15 protein-coding genes are annotated in these 13,702 nt (G+C 60.1%); all 15 read right to left on the reverse strand.

The features are described from left to right. Window position 1 precedes the first annotated feature (1 nt). The 15 genes from rnc to rpmF all read right to left on the reverse strand — a co-directional run bounded on the left by rnc (window position 2) and on the right by rpmF (window position 13,701). Window positions 2-817, reverse strand: coding sequence for a ribonuclease III (gene rnc, locus BLT98_RS06190; RefSeq protein WP_077406693.1), 816 nt, complete (start codon window positions 815-817; stop codon window positions 2-4). 92 nt (window positions 818-909) lie between these two features. Next, on the reverse strand, window positions 910-1,827 hold the full coding sequence (lepB, locus tag BLT98_RS06195; protein WP_034749618.1) for a signal peptidase I: 918 nt from the start codon (window positions 1,825-1,827) through the stop codon (window positions 910-912). 3 nt (window positions 1,828-1,830) lie between these two features. Then, entirely contained in the window at window positions 1,831-3,621 is a 1,791-nt protein-coding gene (gene lepA / locus BLT98_RS06200; RefSeq protein ID WP_034749621.1) for a translation elongation factor 4, read from the reverse strand. Window positions 3,622-3,939: 318 nt separating this feature from the next. Then, window positions 3,940-4,185, reverse strand: coding sequence for a glutaredoxin family protein (locus tag BLT98_RS06205; RefSeq protein ID WP_034779226.1), 246 nt, complete (start codon window positions 4,183-4,185; stop codon window positions 3,940-3,942). 54 nt (window positions 4,186-4,239) lie between these two features. Then, window positions 4,240-5,742, reverse strand: coding sequence for a DegQ family serine endoprotease (locus BLT98_RS06210; protein ID WP_070255333.1), 1,503 nt, complete (start codon window positions 5,740-5,742; stop codon window positions 4,240-4,242). A 252-nt stretch (window positions 5,743-5,994) separates the two neighbouring features. Beyond that, window positions 5,995-6,330, reverse strand: a complete 336-nt coding sequence (locus BLT98_RS06215; RefSeq protein WP_092605962.1) for a sigma-E factor negative regulatory protein — start codon at window positions 6,328-6,330, stop codon at window positions 5,995-5,997. 72 nt (window positions 6,331-6,402) lie between these two features. Beyond that, complete coding sequence (rpoE, locus tag BLT98_RS06220) at window positions 6,403-7,026, reverse strand: RNA polymerase sigma factor RpoE (RefSeq protein ID WP_070280215.1); 624 nt, start codon at window positions 7,024-7,026, stop codon at window positions 6,403-6,405. A 66-nt stretch (window positions 7,027-7,092) separates the two neighbouring features. Then, window positions 7,093-7,641, reverse strand: a complete 549-nt coding sequence (locus BLT98_RS06225; protein ID WP_092605964.1) for a hypothetical protein — start codon at window positions 7,639-7,641, stop codon at window positions 7,093-7,095. 120 nt (window positions 7,642-7,761) lie between these two features. Further along, a complete protein-coding gene (gene fabF / locus BLT98_RS06230; RefSeq protein WP_070280213.1) occupies window positions 7,762-9,012 on the reverse strand; it encodes a beta-ketoacyl-ACP synthase II in 1,251 nt (416 codons plus the stop codon). A gap of 29 nt (window positions 9,013-9,041) precedes the next feature. Then, on the reverse strand, window positions 9,042-9,281 hold the full coding sequence (gene acpP, locus BLT98_RS06235; protein WP_008449912.1) for an acyl carrier protein: 240 nt from the start codon (window positions 9,279-9,281) through the stop codon (window positions 9,042-9,044). 178 nt (window positions 9,282-9,459) lie between these two features. Then, complete coding sequence (gene fabG, locus BLT98_RS06240) at window positions 9,460-10,203, reverse strand: 3-oxoacyl-ACP reductase FabG (protein ID WP_034749638.1); 744 nt, start codon at window positions 10,201-10,203, stop codon at window positions 9,460-9,462. Between the two features lie 49 nt (window positions 10,204-10,252). Continuing rightward, window positions 10,253-11,194, reverse strand: coding sequence for an ACP S-malonyltransferase (gene fabD, locus BLT98_RS06245; protein ID WP_092605966.1), 942 nt, complete (start codon window positions 11,192-11,194; stop codon window positions 10,253-10,255). Between the two features lie 32 nt (window positions 11,195-11,226). Beyond that, window positions 11,227-12,225 carry a beta-ketoacyl-ACP synthase III gene (locus BLT98_RS06250; protein WP_034779239.1) on the reverse strand — a complete coding sequence of 333 codons (999 nt, stop codon included), beginning with the start codon at window positions 12,223-12,225 and terminating at the stop codon, window positions 11,227-11,229. A 15-nt stretch (window positions 12,226-12,240) separates the two neighbouring features. Next, a complete protein-coding gene (gene plsX, locus BLT98_RS06255) occupies window positions 12,241-13,308 on the reverse strand; it encodes a phosphate acyltransferase PlsX (protein WP_076566622.1) in 1,068 nt (355 codons plus the stop codon). A 210-nt stretch (window positions 13,309-13,518) separates the two neighbouring features. Continuing rightward, a complete protein-coding gene (gene rpmF, locus BLT98_RS06260; protein WP_034749653.1) occupies window positions 13,519-13,701 on the reverse strand; it encodes a 50S ribosomal protein L32 in 183 nt (60 codons plus the stop codon). Window position 13,702: the final 1 nt, after the last annotated feature.

Here is a 13,702-nt window from a genome sequence, read left to right on the forward strand (position 1 = left end):
GCTAGTGTCGATTCTGTTTAGTGTGAGCGGCGATCGCCGGGGCAGCTGGGGCTGCCGCGTCGTCGCTCTGGATGGTGGCAATGCCGGCCAGCTTGAGCTGGGCGGCGCGCGGTTTGGGCTTGCGGCTGGCGGCTGGCGACTTCAACAGTGCCTGCTCGGCCACGTCCAGCGCCAGTTTGGCGGCGGCTTGCTCACCGGCGCGGCGGCTTCCGCCACGGCCGTAGACCTGGATGTTCAATTTCGGCACCAGGCATTCGATCTCGAATTCCTGGCTGTGGGCGGCGCCGTGGGTGGCCACCACGTTGTACTGTGGCAGCGAAATTTTCTTGCTTTGCAAAAACTCCTGCAGCAGGGTCTTGGCATCCTTGCCCAGGGTTTGCGGATCGACCGAATCGAGGATGGGGATGTAGAAGGCGCGTATCACCGTGCTGGCGGCATCGAAGCCCGTGTCGAGGAAAATCGCGCCCAGCAAGGCTTCCAGGGTGTCGGCGAGGATCGATGGACGGCGGAAGCCGCCCGATTTGAGTTCGCCTTCGCCCAGGCGCAGGAATTGCGACAGTTCCAGCTTTTGCGCAATTTCATACAGCGACTGCTGCTTCACCAGATTGGCGCGCAGGCGCGACAGGTCGCCCTCGTCGATGGACTTGAAGCGCTCGTACAGGATGGAAGCGACCACGCAGTTGAGGATGGAGTCGCCGAGGAATTCCAGCCGCTCGTTATGCAAACTGCTGTGGCTACGATGCGTCAAGGCTTGCTGCAACAGGCCAGCATCCTGGAACGTATAGCCTAAACGGGTTTGCAATAGCTGAAGATTCATTGTTGTTTCTGTGTCATCTGAGTAATTCGGCTAGCCGCCACGCGGGGAATCGGCGCGGCAGCCATGGCTGGTCCTTTACAGACCAGACCGGCTTAGTGTATGCCGCCCACGCGTTTCGGATTGCTGAAGTTCATCCACACCAGGAAAGCCTTGCCGACGATGTTCTCGTTCGGCACGAAGCCCCAGTAGCGGCTGTCCGCACTATTGTCGCGGTTGTCGCCCATCATGAAATAATTGCCTTGTGGCACTACACACGTAAAACCGTCTTCGTTGTAGTTGCACGCATCCTTGTGCGGGAAATCCTTCACTTCGCGCAAGTTCAACGTTGGAGCAGGCTCGTCGTTGAGGATGCGGTGGCTCACGCCCGTCAGGTTTTCCTCCAGCTGCTTGTGGTAGACCGTGCTTTCGTCATCGAGGTAGTCGTCCAGCGGCGTGTAGGCCACTTCCTTGCCGTTGACCGTCAAGCGCTTGTTTTCATAGGTGATTTTATCACCGGGCACACCGATCACGCGCTTGATATAGTCTTGCGACATATCTTTCGGATACTTGAACACCATCACGTCGCCGCGCTGCGGATCGTTGACTTCAATGATGCGCTTGTTGACGATCGGCAAACGGATACCATAGGTGAACTTGTTCACCAGGATCAGGTCGCCCACCAGCAAGGTCGGCACCATCGAGCTCGACGGGATCTTGAATGGCTCGTACAGGAACGAGCGCAGGCAGAACACGAGCGCGATGACGGGGAAGAAGCTGCCCGAATACTCGACCCAGGTCGGCTGGCGCAACAGGGCCGCCTCGATGCTGGCGCGGCTGCCGCCCGCATCGGACTTGATGCCCTCGGCGGCCAGCTTGGACTGGCGTGCATCGAATTCAGCCAGGGCGCGGTCGGCCGCCTTGCGGCGCTGCTTGGACAGATAAAACACATCCAGGCACCAGACCAGGCCCGTCAACACCATCAGCACGAACAGGATTAAAGCGAAATTTCCTAAAATCACTTGCAGGTTCATTGATTAACCATCCACTTGTAAAATTGCCAGGAATGCCTCTTGCGGGATCTCCACGGAACCCACTTGCTTCATGCGTTTCTTACCCGCTTTTTGTTTTTCCAGCAATTTTTTCTTGCGGCTGATATCGCCGCCATAGCATTTGGCCAGCACGTTCTTGCGCAAGGCTTTCACGTTCTCGCGCGAAATGATGTTGGCGCCGATGGTCGCTTGAATGGCCACGTCGAACATCTGGCGCGGGATCAGTTCACGCATCTTGGCAGCCACCTGGCGGCCACGGTACTGGCTGTTCGAACGGTGGACGATAATCGCCAGCGCATCGACTTTTTCGCTGTTGATCAGCATGTCGACCTTGACCACGTCGGCCGCGCGGTATTCCTTGAACTCGTAATCCATCGAGGCATAGCCGCGCGACGTCGATTTCAGGCGGTCGAAGAAGTCCAGCACGATTTCGGCCATCGGCATTTCATACACGAGCTTGACCTGGCGGCCGTGGTAGCTCATGTCCATCTGGATGCCGCGCTTGCCGATACACAGGGTGATCACGGAGCCCACGTATTCCTGCGGCATGTACAGATTGACCGTGACGATAGGCTCGCGCACTTCCTCGATGCGCGACGGATCGGGCATCTTCGACGGATTGTCGACGTTGATCATGGTGCCGTCGCGCTGGATCACTTCGTACACCACGGTAGGTGCCGTCGTGATCAGGTCCATGTCGAATTCGCGTTCGAGGCGTTCCTGCACGATTTCCATGTGCAGCAAGCCCAGGAAGCCGCAGCGGAAGCCGAAGCCCAGCGCCTGCGACACTTCCGGCTCGTACATCAGGGCCGCGTCATTCAGTTTCAGCTTTTCCAGCGAGTCGCGCAGCGCGTCATACTGGTTCGCTTCCACAGGGAACAGGCCGGCGAACACTTGCGGCTGTACTTCCTTGAAGCCGGGCAATGGCGCGGCGGCAGGACGGTTGGCCAGGGTGACGGTATCGCCCACTTTCGCCGCCTTCAATTCCTTGATGCCGGCGATGATGAAGCCCACCTGGCCTGCCGACAATTGCGGCAAGGATTGCGAACGGGGCGAGAACACGCCGATGTCTTCCACCAGCTGCACCGAATCGGTGGCCATCAGGCGGATCTTGTCTTTCGGTTTCAGGGTGCCGTTGATGACGCGCACCAGCATGACCACGCCCACATAGGCGTCATACCAGGAGTCGACGATCAGCGCCTGCAGCGGCGCATCTGGGTCGCCCTTCGGTGGCGGCACCTTGACGATCAGCTGCTCGAGCACGTCCAGCACGCCGAAGCCCGTCTTGGCCGAGCAATGCACGGCGTCGCCCGCGTCGATGCCGATCACGTCTTCGATCTCGGCAATGGCGCTCGGAGGATCCGCGTTCGGCAAGTCGATCTTGTTCAGGACGGGCACCACTTCCACGCCCAGGTCCAGCGCCGTGTAGCAGTTGGCCACGGTTTGCGCTTCCACGCCTTGCGACGCGTCAACAACCAGCAGCGCGCCTTCGCACGCCGACAGCGAGCGCGACACTTCATAGCTGAAGTCGACGTGGCCTGGCGTATCGATCAGGTTCAGATTGTAGATCTGGCCATCGCGCGCCTTGTAGTGCAAGGCCGCCGTTTGCGCCTTGATGGTAATGCCGCGCTCGCGCTCCAGATCCATCGAATCGAGCACCTGCGCCTCCATCTCGCGGTCGGACAAGCCGCCGCACAATTGAATGATGCGGTCAGCCAGGGTCGATTTACCGTGGTCAATATGGGCGATGATGGAGAAATTGCGTATGTTGTTCATTAACTAATATAAGTGCGAAGTTGACGACACTGCTTTAACAGGAATCATGGGGATCATGCTCGGGCCAAACAGGGCCAAAACCGGGCGCCCCACTCATGATGAAAAAAAGCGCTCCGAGCAGGACATCTGCATGCCCAGGCGAGCGCTTTTGAAGCGACAGAAGCTGCTGCCTCGGACAGTAGCTTTTTCGACCTCCCCATTTTACCGGATTTCAGAGTAGAAAGCCCGTCTTATGAGGCCGGCACCGGGGCAAGCCAACATTTTCGGCTGTTTTCGGCACCAGAATGGTGCAATGCAGCGTCAATATTGACAGTTAAGCTACACCAGGCAGCGCCGCACAGCCTCTTCGTCAAGAAAATAATGACATAGCTCGGGCTGCGCCAGGTCGCCAAACAGCACCGGCACCAGTTCATCGAAACGGGCCAGCAGCGAGGCATCGGGCGAGGCATCGATATCGATCACGTCCACGGTAAACGGTTTTTCAGGCGGCTGCAGCAGGAGCAAGGCATCGAGCATATCCTGGCATAAATGGCAATAACTGCGGGAATAGAGGGTGAAGTGCATAGCAGGAAGAATACCGCATCCCGGCTGCGGCCGGAATGCGGGATGATCACATAGTTACTTCGCTGATGGACGCAGCGAAACGAATTGCGCCACGTCGCCACGGCGCACCAGCACGGCCGATGTCTTTTTCGGATCGAGCTTGGCGACCAGGGCGTTGAATTGCTTGGCGTCTTTCACGGCAACATTATTCAATTGCAAGATCACGTCGCCAGGCTGCAGGCCAGCCAGGGCCGCCACACCATCCGCCTCGTCGACCAGCACGCCCGCGTCGATCTTCAATTCCAGCTTCTTCGCGGCCGGCACGTCGCTGACCTTCAGCCCCAGTGCGTTGACGGCTTGCGCTTCCGGCTCCTTGGCGCCCTTCTTCGCCGTCTTCTCGCTTTCCAGCTCGACGACGGTGACGGGAATGTCCTGCTGTGCGCCCTTGCGCCAGACCGTTATCGTGGATTTGCCGTTGACGGCGGCACCGCCTACCAGGCGCGGCAGATCGGACGAACGCTCGATCTGAGCACCGTTGAATTTCAGGATGATATCGCCCGGCTTGATGCCCGCCTTGTCGGCCGGACCGCCCGGCTCCACCATCGATACTTGCGCGCCCTTGGCGTTCGGCAAGCCCAGCGATTCCGCCACGTCCTTGCTCACTTCGCCGATCTGCACGCCGATGCGCCCGCGCACAACCTTGCCCGTCTTTTTCAGCTGCTCGCCCACGCGCATGGCTTCATCGATGGGCACGGCAAACGAAATGCCATTGTAGGCGCCGGACAAGGTGGCGATCTGCGAATTGATGCCGATCACTTCGCCGCGCATATTGATCAGCGGACCGCCCGAGTTGCCAGGGTTGACGGCCACGTCGCTCTGGATCAGCGGCAAGTAGTCGCCCGTGTCGCGCGACTTGGCGGAAATGATGCCGGCCGTCACCGTATTTTCCAGGTTGAACGGCGAACCGATGGCGATGACCCACTCGCCCACGCGGATCTTGTCCGAGTCGCCGATGGTCAGGCGCGGCAGGTTGCCGCCCTCGATTTTCAGCAGAGCAACGTCGGTACGCGCATCGGCGCCAATCACCTTGGCCTTGAATTCGCGCTTGTCCGTCAAGGTCACGTACACCTCGTCGGCGCCATCGACCACGTGGGCATTGCTCAGCACATAGCCATCGGCCGAGATGATGAAGCCGGAACCGACACCGCGCTGCACTTCCTGCTCCTGCGGCACGGCGCGGCGGCCGCCGCGTGGCGCCTGCTGGCGCGGCGTGGGCATGGCGCCGCCAAAGAAGCGGCGCAGGAATTCCTGCATTTCCTGCTCATCCTGGCCGCCCACGCCAGCCCCGGCGGCGCCCATTTTCAGGCGCTCGGTGGTGCGGATATTCACCACGGCCGGGCCGACGGCATCGACCAGGTCCGAAAAATCAGGCAGTTTCACGGAAGGCACGGCGGCCTGCGCCTGCGGCGCCAGGCCCAGCATGGTGGGAGCAAGGAAGACGCCAGCCGTACCGAACAATAAGGCGGAAAGCGTCTTCACTGAAAACGACTTGCTGGCGGCACACATGTTTTTTTTCATGGAAAGGATCTTTTCGAGTATATATAAACGGTAAACGGATCAAAACGCGGATCAGGCAATTGCCTGCGCGCATGATTGGCCGTCATGACGGAAAACCAGGGGCAAACCCACCTGACAGCGCGCATGGCAAACAATGCAACAATATATCGCAAAAGCAAGATATTGCCTGTGCACAGTGTCAATCGTACCGAAGGCCAGTGTCAAGAGGGCGACAGGAACGTTAAGCCTGGCATAAGATGGAAAACGCGACAGCTAGCGCTGCGCCAGCGGCCCCGCCTCCAGCGGTTCGGCCGCGCCCGGCGGCACGATGCCAGCGGCAAGGGGTGGTAGCGGCTCTGCATGGGCAGCCGGCTCATCGGGCGCCGGCTCGGCGGCCAGGCGGCTGGCCAGGCGCGCATCGAACTGGGCGCTCAAGGCATGGCCGTACTGCTCCGAGCGCAGCACGTCACCTATATGGCGATAGGCATCCCAGGCTTGCCGTCCCGATGGCGTATCGAGGGCGGCAAAAGCCAGTTCGAGTTCGTTCGCCGCCAGCTCGCCATCGGCCAGCGCGGAAATAGTCTCGTGCAATCGTGTGTGCGTATCCATGATGGATCCTGCCATTTCAAGAGGGTCGGTGCGGAAAACGGACGCAGCCATGCCAACCTCATACTCCCCAGATTACCAGCGCTTGTCAATCGGCATGTCCAGCAATGGCTTCAATTTCTCCGCAATCACTTCGCGCGCGCGAAAAATCCGGCTGCGCACGGTGCCGATGGGGCACGCCATGATCTCCGATATTTCCTCATAGCTCAGGCCCTCGATCTCGCGCAGCACGATGGCCGTGCGCAACTCGATGGGCAGCACATCCATGGCCGCATTGACGGTGGCGGCAATCTGCTTGCTGGCCAGCACCGATTCGGGTGTATTGTTATCGCGCAATTTATTACCGTCATCGAAAGACTCCGCCTGCTCGGCGTCGGTATCGCTGGACGTGGCGGCGCGCCGCCCCTGCGTGACGAGATAATTCTTGGCCGTATTGATGCCGATGCGGTACAACCACGTATAAAAGGCGGCCTCGCCGCGGAAATGGCGCAGCGCCCGGTAGGCCTTGATAAAGGTTTCCTGCACCACATCTTCGGCCTCCGCCGGGTCATGCACGAGGCGCGACACCAGGCGCATCAAGCGGCGCTGATATTTCGATACCAGCACATCAAATGCCCGTTTGTCGCCAGCCTGTACCCGCTCGACCAGCAACTGATCATACTCGCGCTCTGTCCTCACGCCCGATGTCCCTGTAGTCATGCAGCGTGGGCGCCTGTATGGATATAGAGTTGGCCCGCTGCAAGAAGTTCAGTGTTCGCCGCACTTTTATTCTTCCCTGTTCCGCGCCGCGATCGCCCGGCAAGCCACGGCCAGCGGACGGAAGGCGGCGCAGCTGCCACCGCGCTGCACCAGCACATCCGTGCGCCGCCCGGCAGCATCGGCCAGGCACAGCACGAGCAGCGACGGCCACAAGGTCGAGCCCGGCAACAGGCGCAGCCCCTGCACCCCCGCAAGCCCCGGCCCGACCGTCTCCGCTCCCCCGTCAGCAATAGCCCCTGGCACCTCGCCATGCTCCAGATATACCGCCAGGCGCAACTGGCCAACCGGCGAAATATCAAGCGCCTGCGGCTTTCTGCGCCGGCGCAGCAAAGCCAGCAAAAACACGCCGCCAGCCGCGCTCAGCAGCGCAGAACCCCAGCCCAGCGCGTAGCCGCCCACCAGCTGACCAGGGCCGGAAGCAGTCCCGGGCACGGCAGCAACGCGCCACGCACCGCTCAAGGGCCAGGCGGCCAGCACCGCGCACAACCCCAGCACCGCTTGCAACAGGCGCAAACAGACAGGCGTGCGAATGACAGCCGCTACCGCGATCGACATACTTCATGGGAAAAAAAGGCGCGCCGGCACCATGCCGGGCAAATTCAGGCGCCAACGAGCGTTGGCGCCGAATCAGCGCTCACTACAGTTTGACCGTAGCGAGCGCTTGAAAGTTCCTGCTTATTTCGCTTTACCGAAAATCAGCGTGCCATTCGTTCCGCCGAAGCCGAACGAATTCTTCACTGCATAATCGATCTTCATATCACGTGCCGTGTTGGCACAGAAATCGAGATCGCAAGCCGGATCCTGGTTGAAGATGTTGATGGTCGGTGGCGACACCTGATGGTGCAATGCCAGGACCGTAAACACCGCTTCCAGACCGCCCGCGCCGCCCAGCAAATGGCCCGTCATCGACTTGGTCGAGTTGACAACCAGATTCTTGGCGTGCTCGCCGAAGGTGCGCTTGATGCCCATCACTTCCGCCACGTCGCCTTGCGGGGTCGACGTGCCGTGCGCGTTCAGGTACTGAATCTGATCCGCGTTCAAGCCAGCGTTGTTGAGGGCCGCGATCACCGATTTGCTGCCGCCGCTACCATCTTCCAGCGGCGAGGTCATGTGATAAGCATCTGCGCTCATCCCGAAACCATGCACTTCGGCATAGATCTTGGCACCACGGGCCACCGCGTGCTCGTACTCTTCCAGCACCATGACGCCAGCGCCCTCGCCCAGCACGAAGCCGTCGCGGTCGGTATCCCACGGACGCGATGCCGTTGCCGGATCGTCGTTGCGGGTCGACAAGGCACGCGCCGAAGCGAAACCGCCCAGGCCCAGTGGCGACACGGTCGATTCAGCACCGCCGGCGATCATGACGTCGGCATCGCCGTACTCGATCATGCGCGCTGCGGCACCGATGCTGTGCAAACCGGTGGTACACGCTGTAACGATCGCCAGGTTCGGGCCCTTCAGACCATATTTGATCGAAAGGTTGCCAGAGATCATGTTAATGATCGAGGCAGGCACGAAAAATGGCGAGATACGGCGCGGACCGCGCTTTTCGTACTCGGACTTGGTCTCTTCGATCAGCGGCAAGCCACCGATACCGGAACCGATGATCACGCCGATACGCTCGGCGTTCTCTTCGGTGACTTCCAGACCGGAATCCTGCATCGCCTGGATGCCCGCAGCCATGCCGTAATGGATAAAGGTATCCATGTGGCGGGCTTCCTTACCGGAGATGTACTCTTCGATATTGAAGCCTTTGACTTCACCAGCAAAATGCGTGGTGAATGGCAGTGCATCGAACTTGGTAATCGTGGCAATGCCGGATTTACCTTCAATGATTGCGCCCCACGCCTCGGCAATAGTATTGCCGACAGGTGAAACGCAGCCCAGGCCGGTGACAACAACACGACGGTTTTTAGAACGGCTCAAGCGATTCTCCTGAAGTCGGTCAGACAGGCTTAGGCCTTGACGTGTGCAGTGGCGTAGTCGATCGCCTGTTGCACGGTGGTGATTTTTTCAGCTTGTTCGTCAGGGATTTCCATTTCGAATTCGTCTTCCAGGGCCATGACCAGTTCCACGGTGTCCAGGGAATCGGCGCCGAGATCGTCGACGAAGGAGGATTCGATTTTGATGTCTGCTTCTGCAACGCCCAGTTGCTCAGCGACGATTTTCTTAACGCGTTGTTCGATATCCGACATGTTATGGCTCCAAAGTGTGTGTTACGGAAAGTGCGCGCATTTTATCAGGTTTGCGCGTCCGAATACTAATTTCGGTGTCTGCTGCTAATTCGACCGAAGCTGCTGCTAAAAGATGCGATTATAGACAAAAACGGCCGTTGAATCATGCCACAAACGCCCGCCCCGTCTAGCTTTCACATCAATTCATGTACATTCCACCGTTCACGTGCAGGGTCGTGCCCGTGATATACGCCGCTTGCGGCGAAGCCAAAAAGGCCACCGCCGCTGCCACGTCTTCCGGCTTGCCCAGGCGGGACAGGGGAATTTGCGTCAACAGGGCCGCGTGCTGCTCTTCGCTCAGCGCCTTGGTCATGTCGGTATCGATGAAGCCCGGGGCGATGCAGTTCACGGTAATGTTGCGGCTGCCGATTTCGCGCGCCAGGGCGCGGCTCATGCCTTCCACGCCGGCCTTGGCCGCCGCGTAATTCATTTGCCCAGGATTACCCGACGAAGCCACCACCGACGTGATATTGATGATACGCCCAGTTTTGGCTTTCATCATGCCGCGCAACACGGCACGCGACAGGCGGCCGACGGCCGACAGGTTGGTGGAAATGACGCTGTCCCACTCTTCATCCTTCATGCGCATGGCCAGCTGGTCTTGCGTGATGCCTGCATTGTTGACGAGGATCGACAGGCTGCCGTAGGTTTTCTGCACCTCATCGACGACGGCAGCGCAGCGCGCCGCATCGGTCACGTTCAGGACCAGGCCCTTGCCCGTCACGCCTTCGGCGGCCAGGTAATCGGTGATCGCTTGCGCGCCGCTTTCCGAGGTGGCGGTGCCGACCACGGTGGCACCCTGCTTGCCCAGTTCGGTGGCGATGGCGCGGCCGATGCCGCGCGAGGCGCCCGTGACCAGCACGACTTGATTTGCTAAATTCATGAGTATCCTTAAGAGCAACCGCGGCAGGCAGGCTGCCGCGGTCTGATGTTTATTTGAGCTGCGTCAAAATGCGTTCCAGCGAGGCCTGGTCAACGATGGCGTCGCCCACCAGCACCGGATCGATGCGCTTGGCCAGGCCCATCAGGACCTTGCCCGGACCGCACTCGATCACTTGCGTGATGCCGTCGGCCGCCACTTTTTGCATGGTTTCCACCCAGCGCACGGGGCTGGCTGCCTGGCGCACCAGTGCATCCTTGATGCCGGGCACATCGTTGACGATGGCCACGTCGACGTTGTTGATCAGGGCGATCTGCGGCGCCGAGAACGTCAAGCCGGCCATGTATTCGCGCAAACGGTCCGATGCGGGCTTCAGCAGCGACGAGTGGAATGGCGCGGAGACGGGCAGCTTCATGGCGCGCTTGGCGCCCTTGGCCTTGGCCAGTTCGCAGGCGCGCTCGACGGCCGCCGTATGGCCGGCGATGACGACTTGTGCTGGCGCGTTGAAATTGACGGGCTCGACCACCAGGGCCGGGTTTTCCGCCGCCGCTTCCGCACAGGCGGCGCGCACGTCCGCATCCGACAGGCCCAGCACGACAGCCATCGTGCCCTGCCCGACGGGCACGGCTTCCTGCATGGCTTGCGCGCGGAAACGCACGAGCGGCACGGCATCCTTGAACGGGATGACGCCGGCGGCGACCAGCGCCGAGTATTCACCGAGGCTGTGACCGGCCACGACCGTCGGCACGGGGCCGCCGGCCGCCAGCCAGGCGCGGTAGAAAGCCACGGCCGCCGTCAGCATCACCGGCTGCGTATTGGTGGTGAGATCGAGTTCTTCCTTCGGACCTTCGGCGATCAGCTTGCCCAGGTCGAATTGCAGGGCGTCCGACGCCTCGGCAACGGTCTGCGCAACCACGGGGTTGCCGGCGAAACCGTCGAGCATCGCAATCGCTTGCGAGCCTTGACCTGGGAAAACAAATGCAAATTGTGTCATGTCGACTCCGTTTTTTTAATAGTGTTGCGGGATTACATGCGCGCCAGCACGGCGCCCCAGGTAAAGCCGCCGCCCACGCCTTCCATCATGACGTTGTCGCCCTTCTTGACGCGGCCATCGCGCACGGCGATGTCCAGCGCCAGCGGGATCGAGGCGGCCGAGGTGTTGCCATGCTGGTCGACGGTGACAACCATCTTCTCCAGCGGCAAGCCAAGTTTCTTGGCCGTGCTGTTCATGATGCGGATATTCGCCTGGTGCGGGATCAGCCAGTCGATCTGGTCCGACGTCATGTTGGCGTGTTCCAGGGCTTCGTGCGCGACCTTTTCCAGCACGGACACGGCCAGCTTGAATACGGCCGGGCCATCCATGTAGAGGAAGGCGCTGCCGTCCAGCGCGCCGCCAGCCAGGCTGCCCGGCACGCTGAGGATGTTCGAGTGGCGGCCGTCCGCGTGCAGCTTGGTGGCCAGGATGCCCGGCTCCTTGGAGGCCGTCATGACGATGGCGCCGGCGCCGTCGCCGAACAGCACGCAGGTGCCGCGGTCGTCGAAATTGAGGATGCGCGAAAACACTTCGGCGCCGATCACCAGCACATTCTTGTGCATGCCCGACTGGATGAAGCTGTCGGCCGTGGCGACCGCGTACACGAAACCGCTGCAGACGGCTTGCACGTCGACGGCAGCGCAGTTGTTCGTGATGCCCAGCTTGTTTTGCACGATGCAGGCCGTGCTGGGGAAGCTGCCGAAGAAATCGGGAGTCGAGCTGGCAACGATGATCAGGTCCAGGTCATTGCCGTTCAGGCCAGCCATTTCCAGGGCCTTTTTGGCCGCTTCCACGCCCAGGTCCGAGGAGTTTTGCGACGGCGCCGCGTAATGGCGCGCCGAAATGCCGCTGCGCGACACGATCCATTCATCCGACGTCTCGATGCCCTTGGCGGCGAGCTGTTCGGTCAAATCCTGGTTGGTGACGCGCTTCTCCGGCAAGTAGCTGCCGGTACCGATAATTTTGCTGTAAGTTTTGCTAAAAACAGTCATGCAAATACCCGTCCACTAAATGGTAGAGCTTGTTGATGTAGGTTCGTCCGGTACTGGCGTGCGCGGCATCAGCTCGGCGATCAGGCTGGCCAGGTGCGCTTGCACGTCATTTTTTGCCGCATCAAAGGCGCGGCGCAAGGCCCATTCGAACGAATAGGCATCGGCGCTGCCATGGCTCTTGAAGACGAGGCCACGCAAGCCCAGCAGGCTGGCGCCGTTGTAACGCGATGGATTCAAACGGTTGCCGATGGCTTTCAGGGCCCCGCGGGCGATCAGCGCGCCCAGCATGGTAATCGGATTGCGCTTGAATTCGGAAGTGAGCACGTCTTTCATGAAGCGCGCCAGGCCTTCGATGGCTTTCAGGGTGACATTGCCGACAAAACCGTCGCAGACGACGATATCGGTCGTGCCCTTGAAGATATCGTTGCCTTCCACGTTGCCGTAGAAGTTCAGCGCGCCACGCTCGTGGTCGGCCTGCAGCAGCTTCGAGGTGAGCTTGACCACTTCATTGCCCTTGATATCTTCCGTGCCCACGTTCAGCAAGCCGATCGTCGGGCGTTCGATGCCTTCCATGGCGGACACCAGCACGGACCCCATGATGGCGAACTGGTGCAAGTGATGCGGTTCGCAATCGACGTTGGCGCCCAGGTCCAGCATGTAGGTGGGGCCGTTCTTTTGATTCGGCAAGATGCTGCAGATGGCCGGGCGGTCGACGCCGGACATGGTTTTCAATACATAGCGCGACACGGCCATCAGGGCTGCCGTATTACCGGCGGAAACGGAGGCTTGCGCCACGCCGTTCTTGACCTGTTCGATGGCCACGCGCATGGAGGAATCCTTCTTGCGGCGCAGGGCCACTTCCAGGGGATCGTCCATGGTAACTTGTTCGGAGGCATGCAATACCGACAGGCGCGGGTGCGTGTCGGCTTTATGTTTTTTCAGTTCGGCACGAATCACGTCTTCCAATCCAACCAGGATCAGTTCAGCTTCAGGCTCATGTTTTACGAAGGAAATTGCTGCGGGGATAGTGACTGAGGGACCGTGATCTCCGCCCATGCAGTCGATAGAAATTTTGATTGTCATTTGTGTTGATTCAATACCGCTGCGGGCGTGCGGCAAGATGTGAATCGGACTGGAGCATATGCAGGGCGCAGCATGTCATGCACCGCCTGAGCAAGCTTGATTCAAAATGACGGGTGCGCAAGATGAATTGCAGCCGATAAAAAAGAAGAAGCGGCGCCACGCCGAATAACCACGCAACACCGCTTTCATCTTACCCAACAAAAACGTCGATTACTCGTCGTTTTTGGTCTTCAACACTTTACGGCCACGATAGAAGCCGTTAGGGCTGATATGGTGACGCATGTGTGTTTCGCCGGTAACTGGCTCGACGCTCAATTGCGGCGCGACCAGGAAGTCGTGCGAACGGTGCATGCCGCGCTTGGAAGGGGTTTTCTTGTTCTGTTGAACTGCCATG

The sequence above is a fragment of the Janthinobacterium sp. YR213 genome, from assembly GCF_900099875.1.
In the GTDB taxonomy this organism is placed as follows: domain Bacteria; phylum Pseudomonadota; class Gammaproteobacteria; order Burkholderiales; family Burkholderiaceae_D; genus Janthinobacterium; species Janthinobacterium lividum.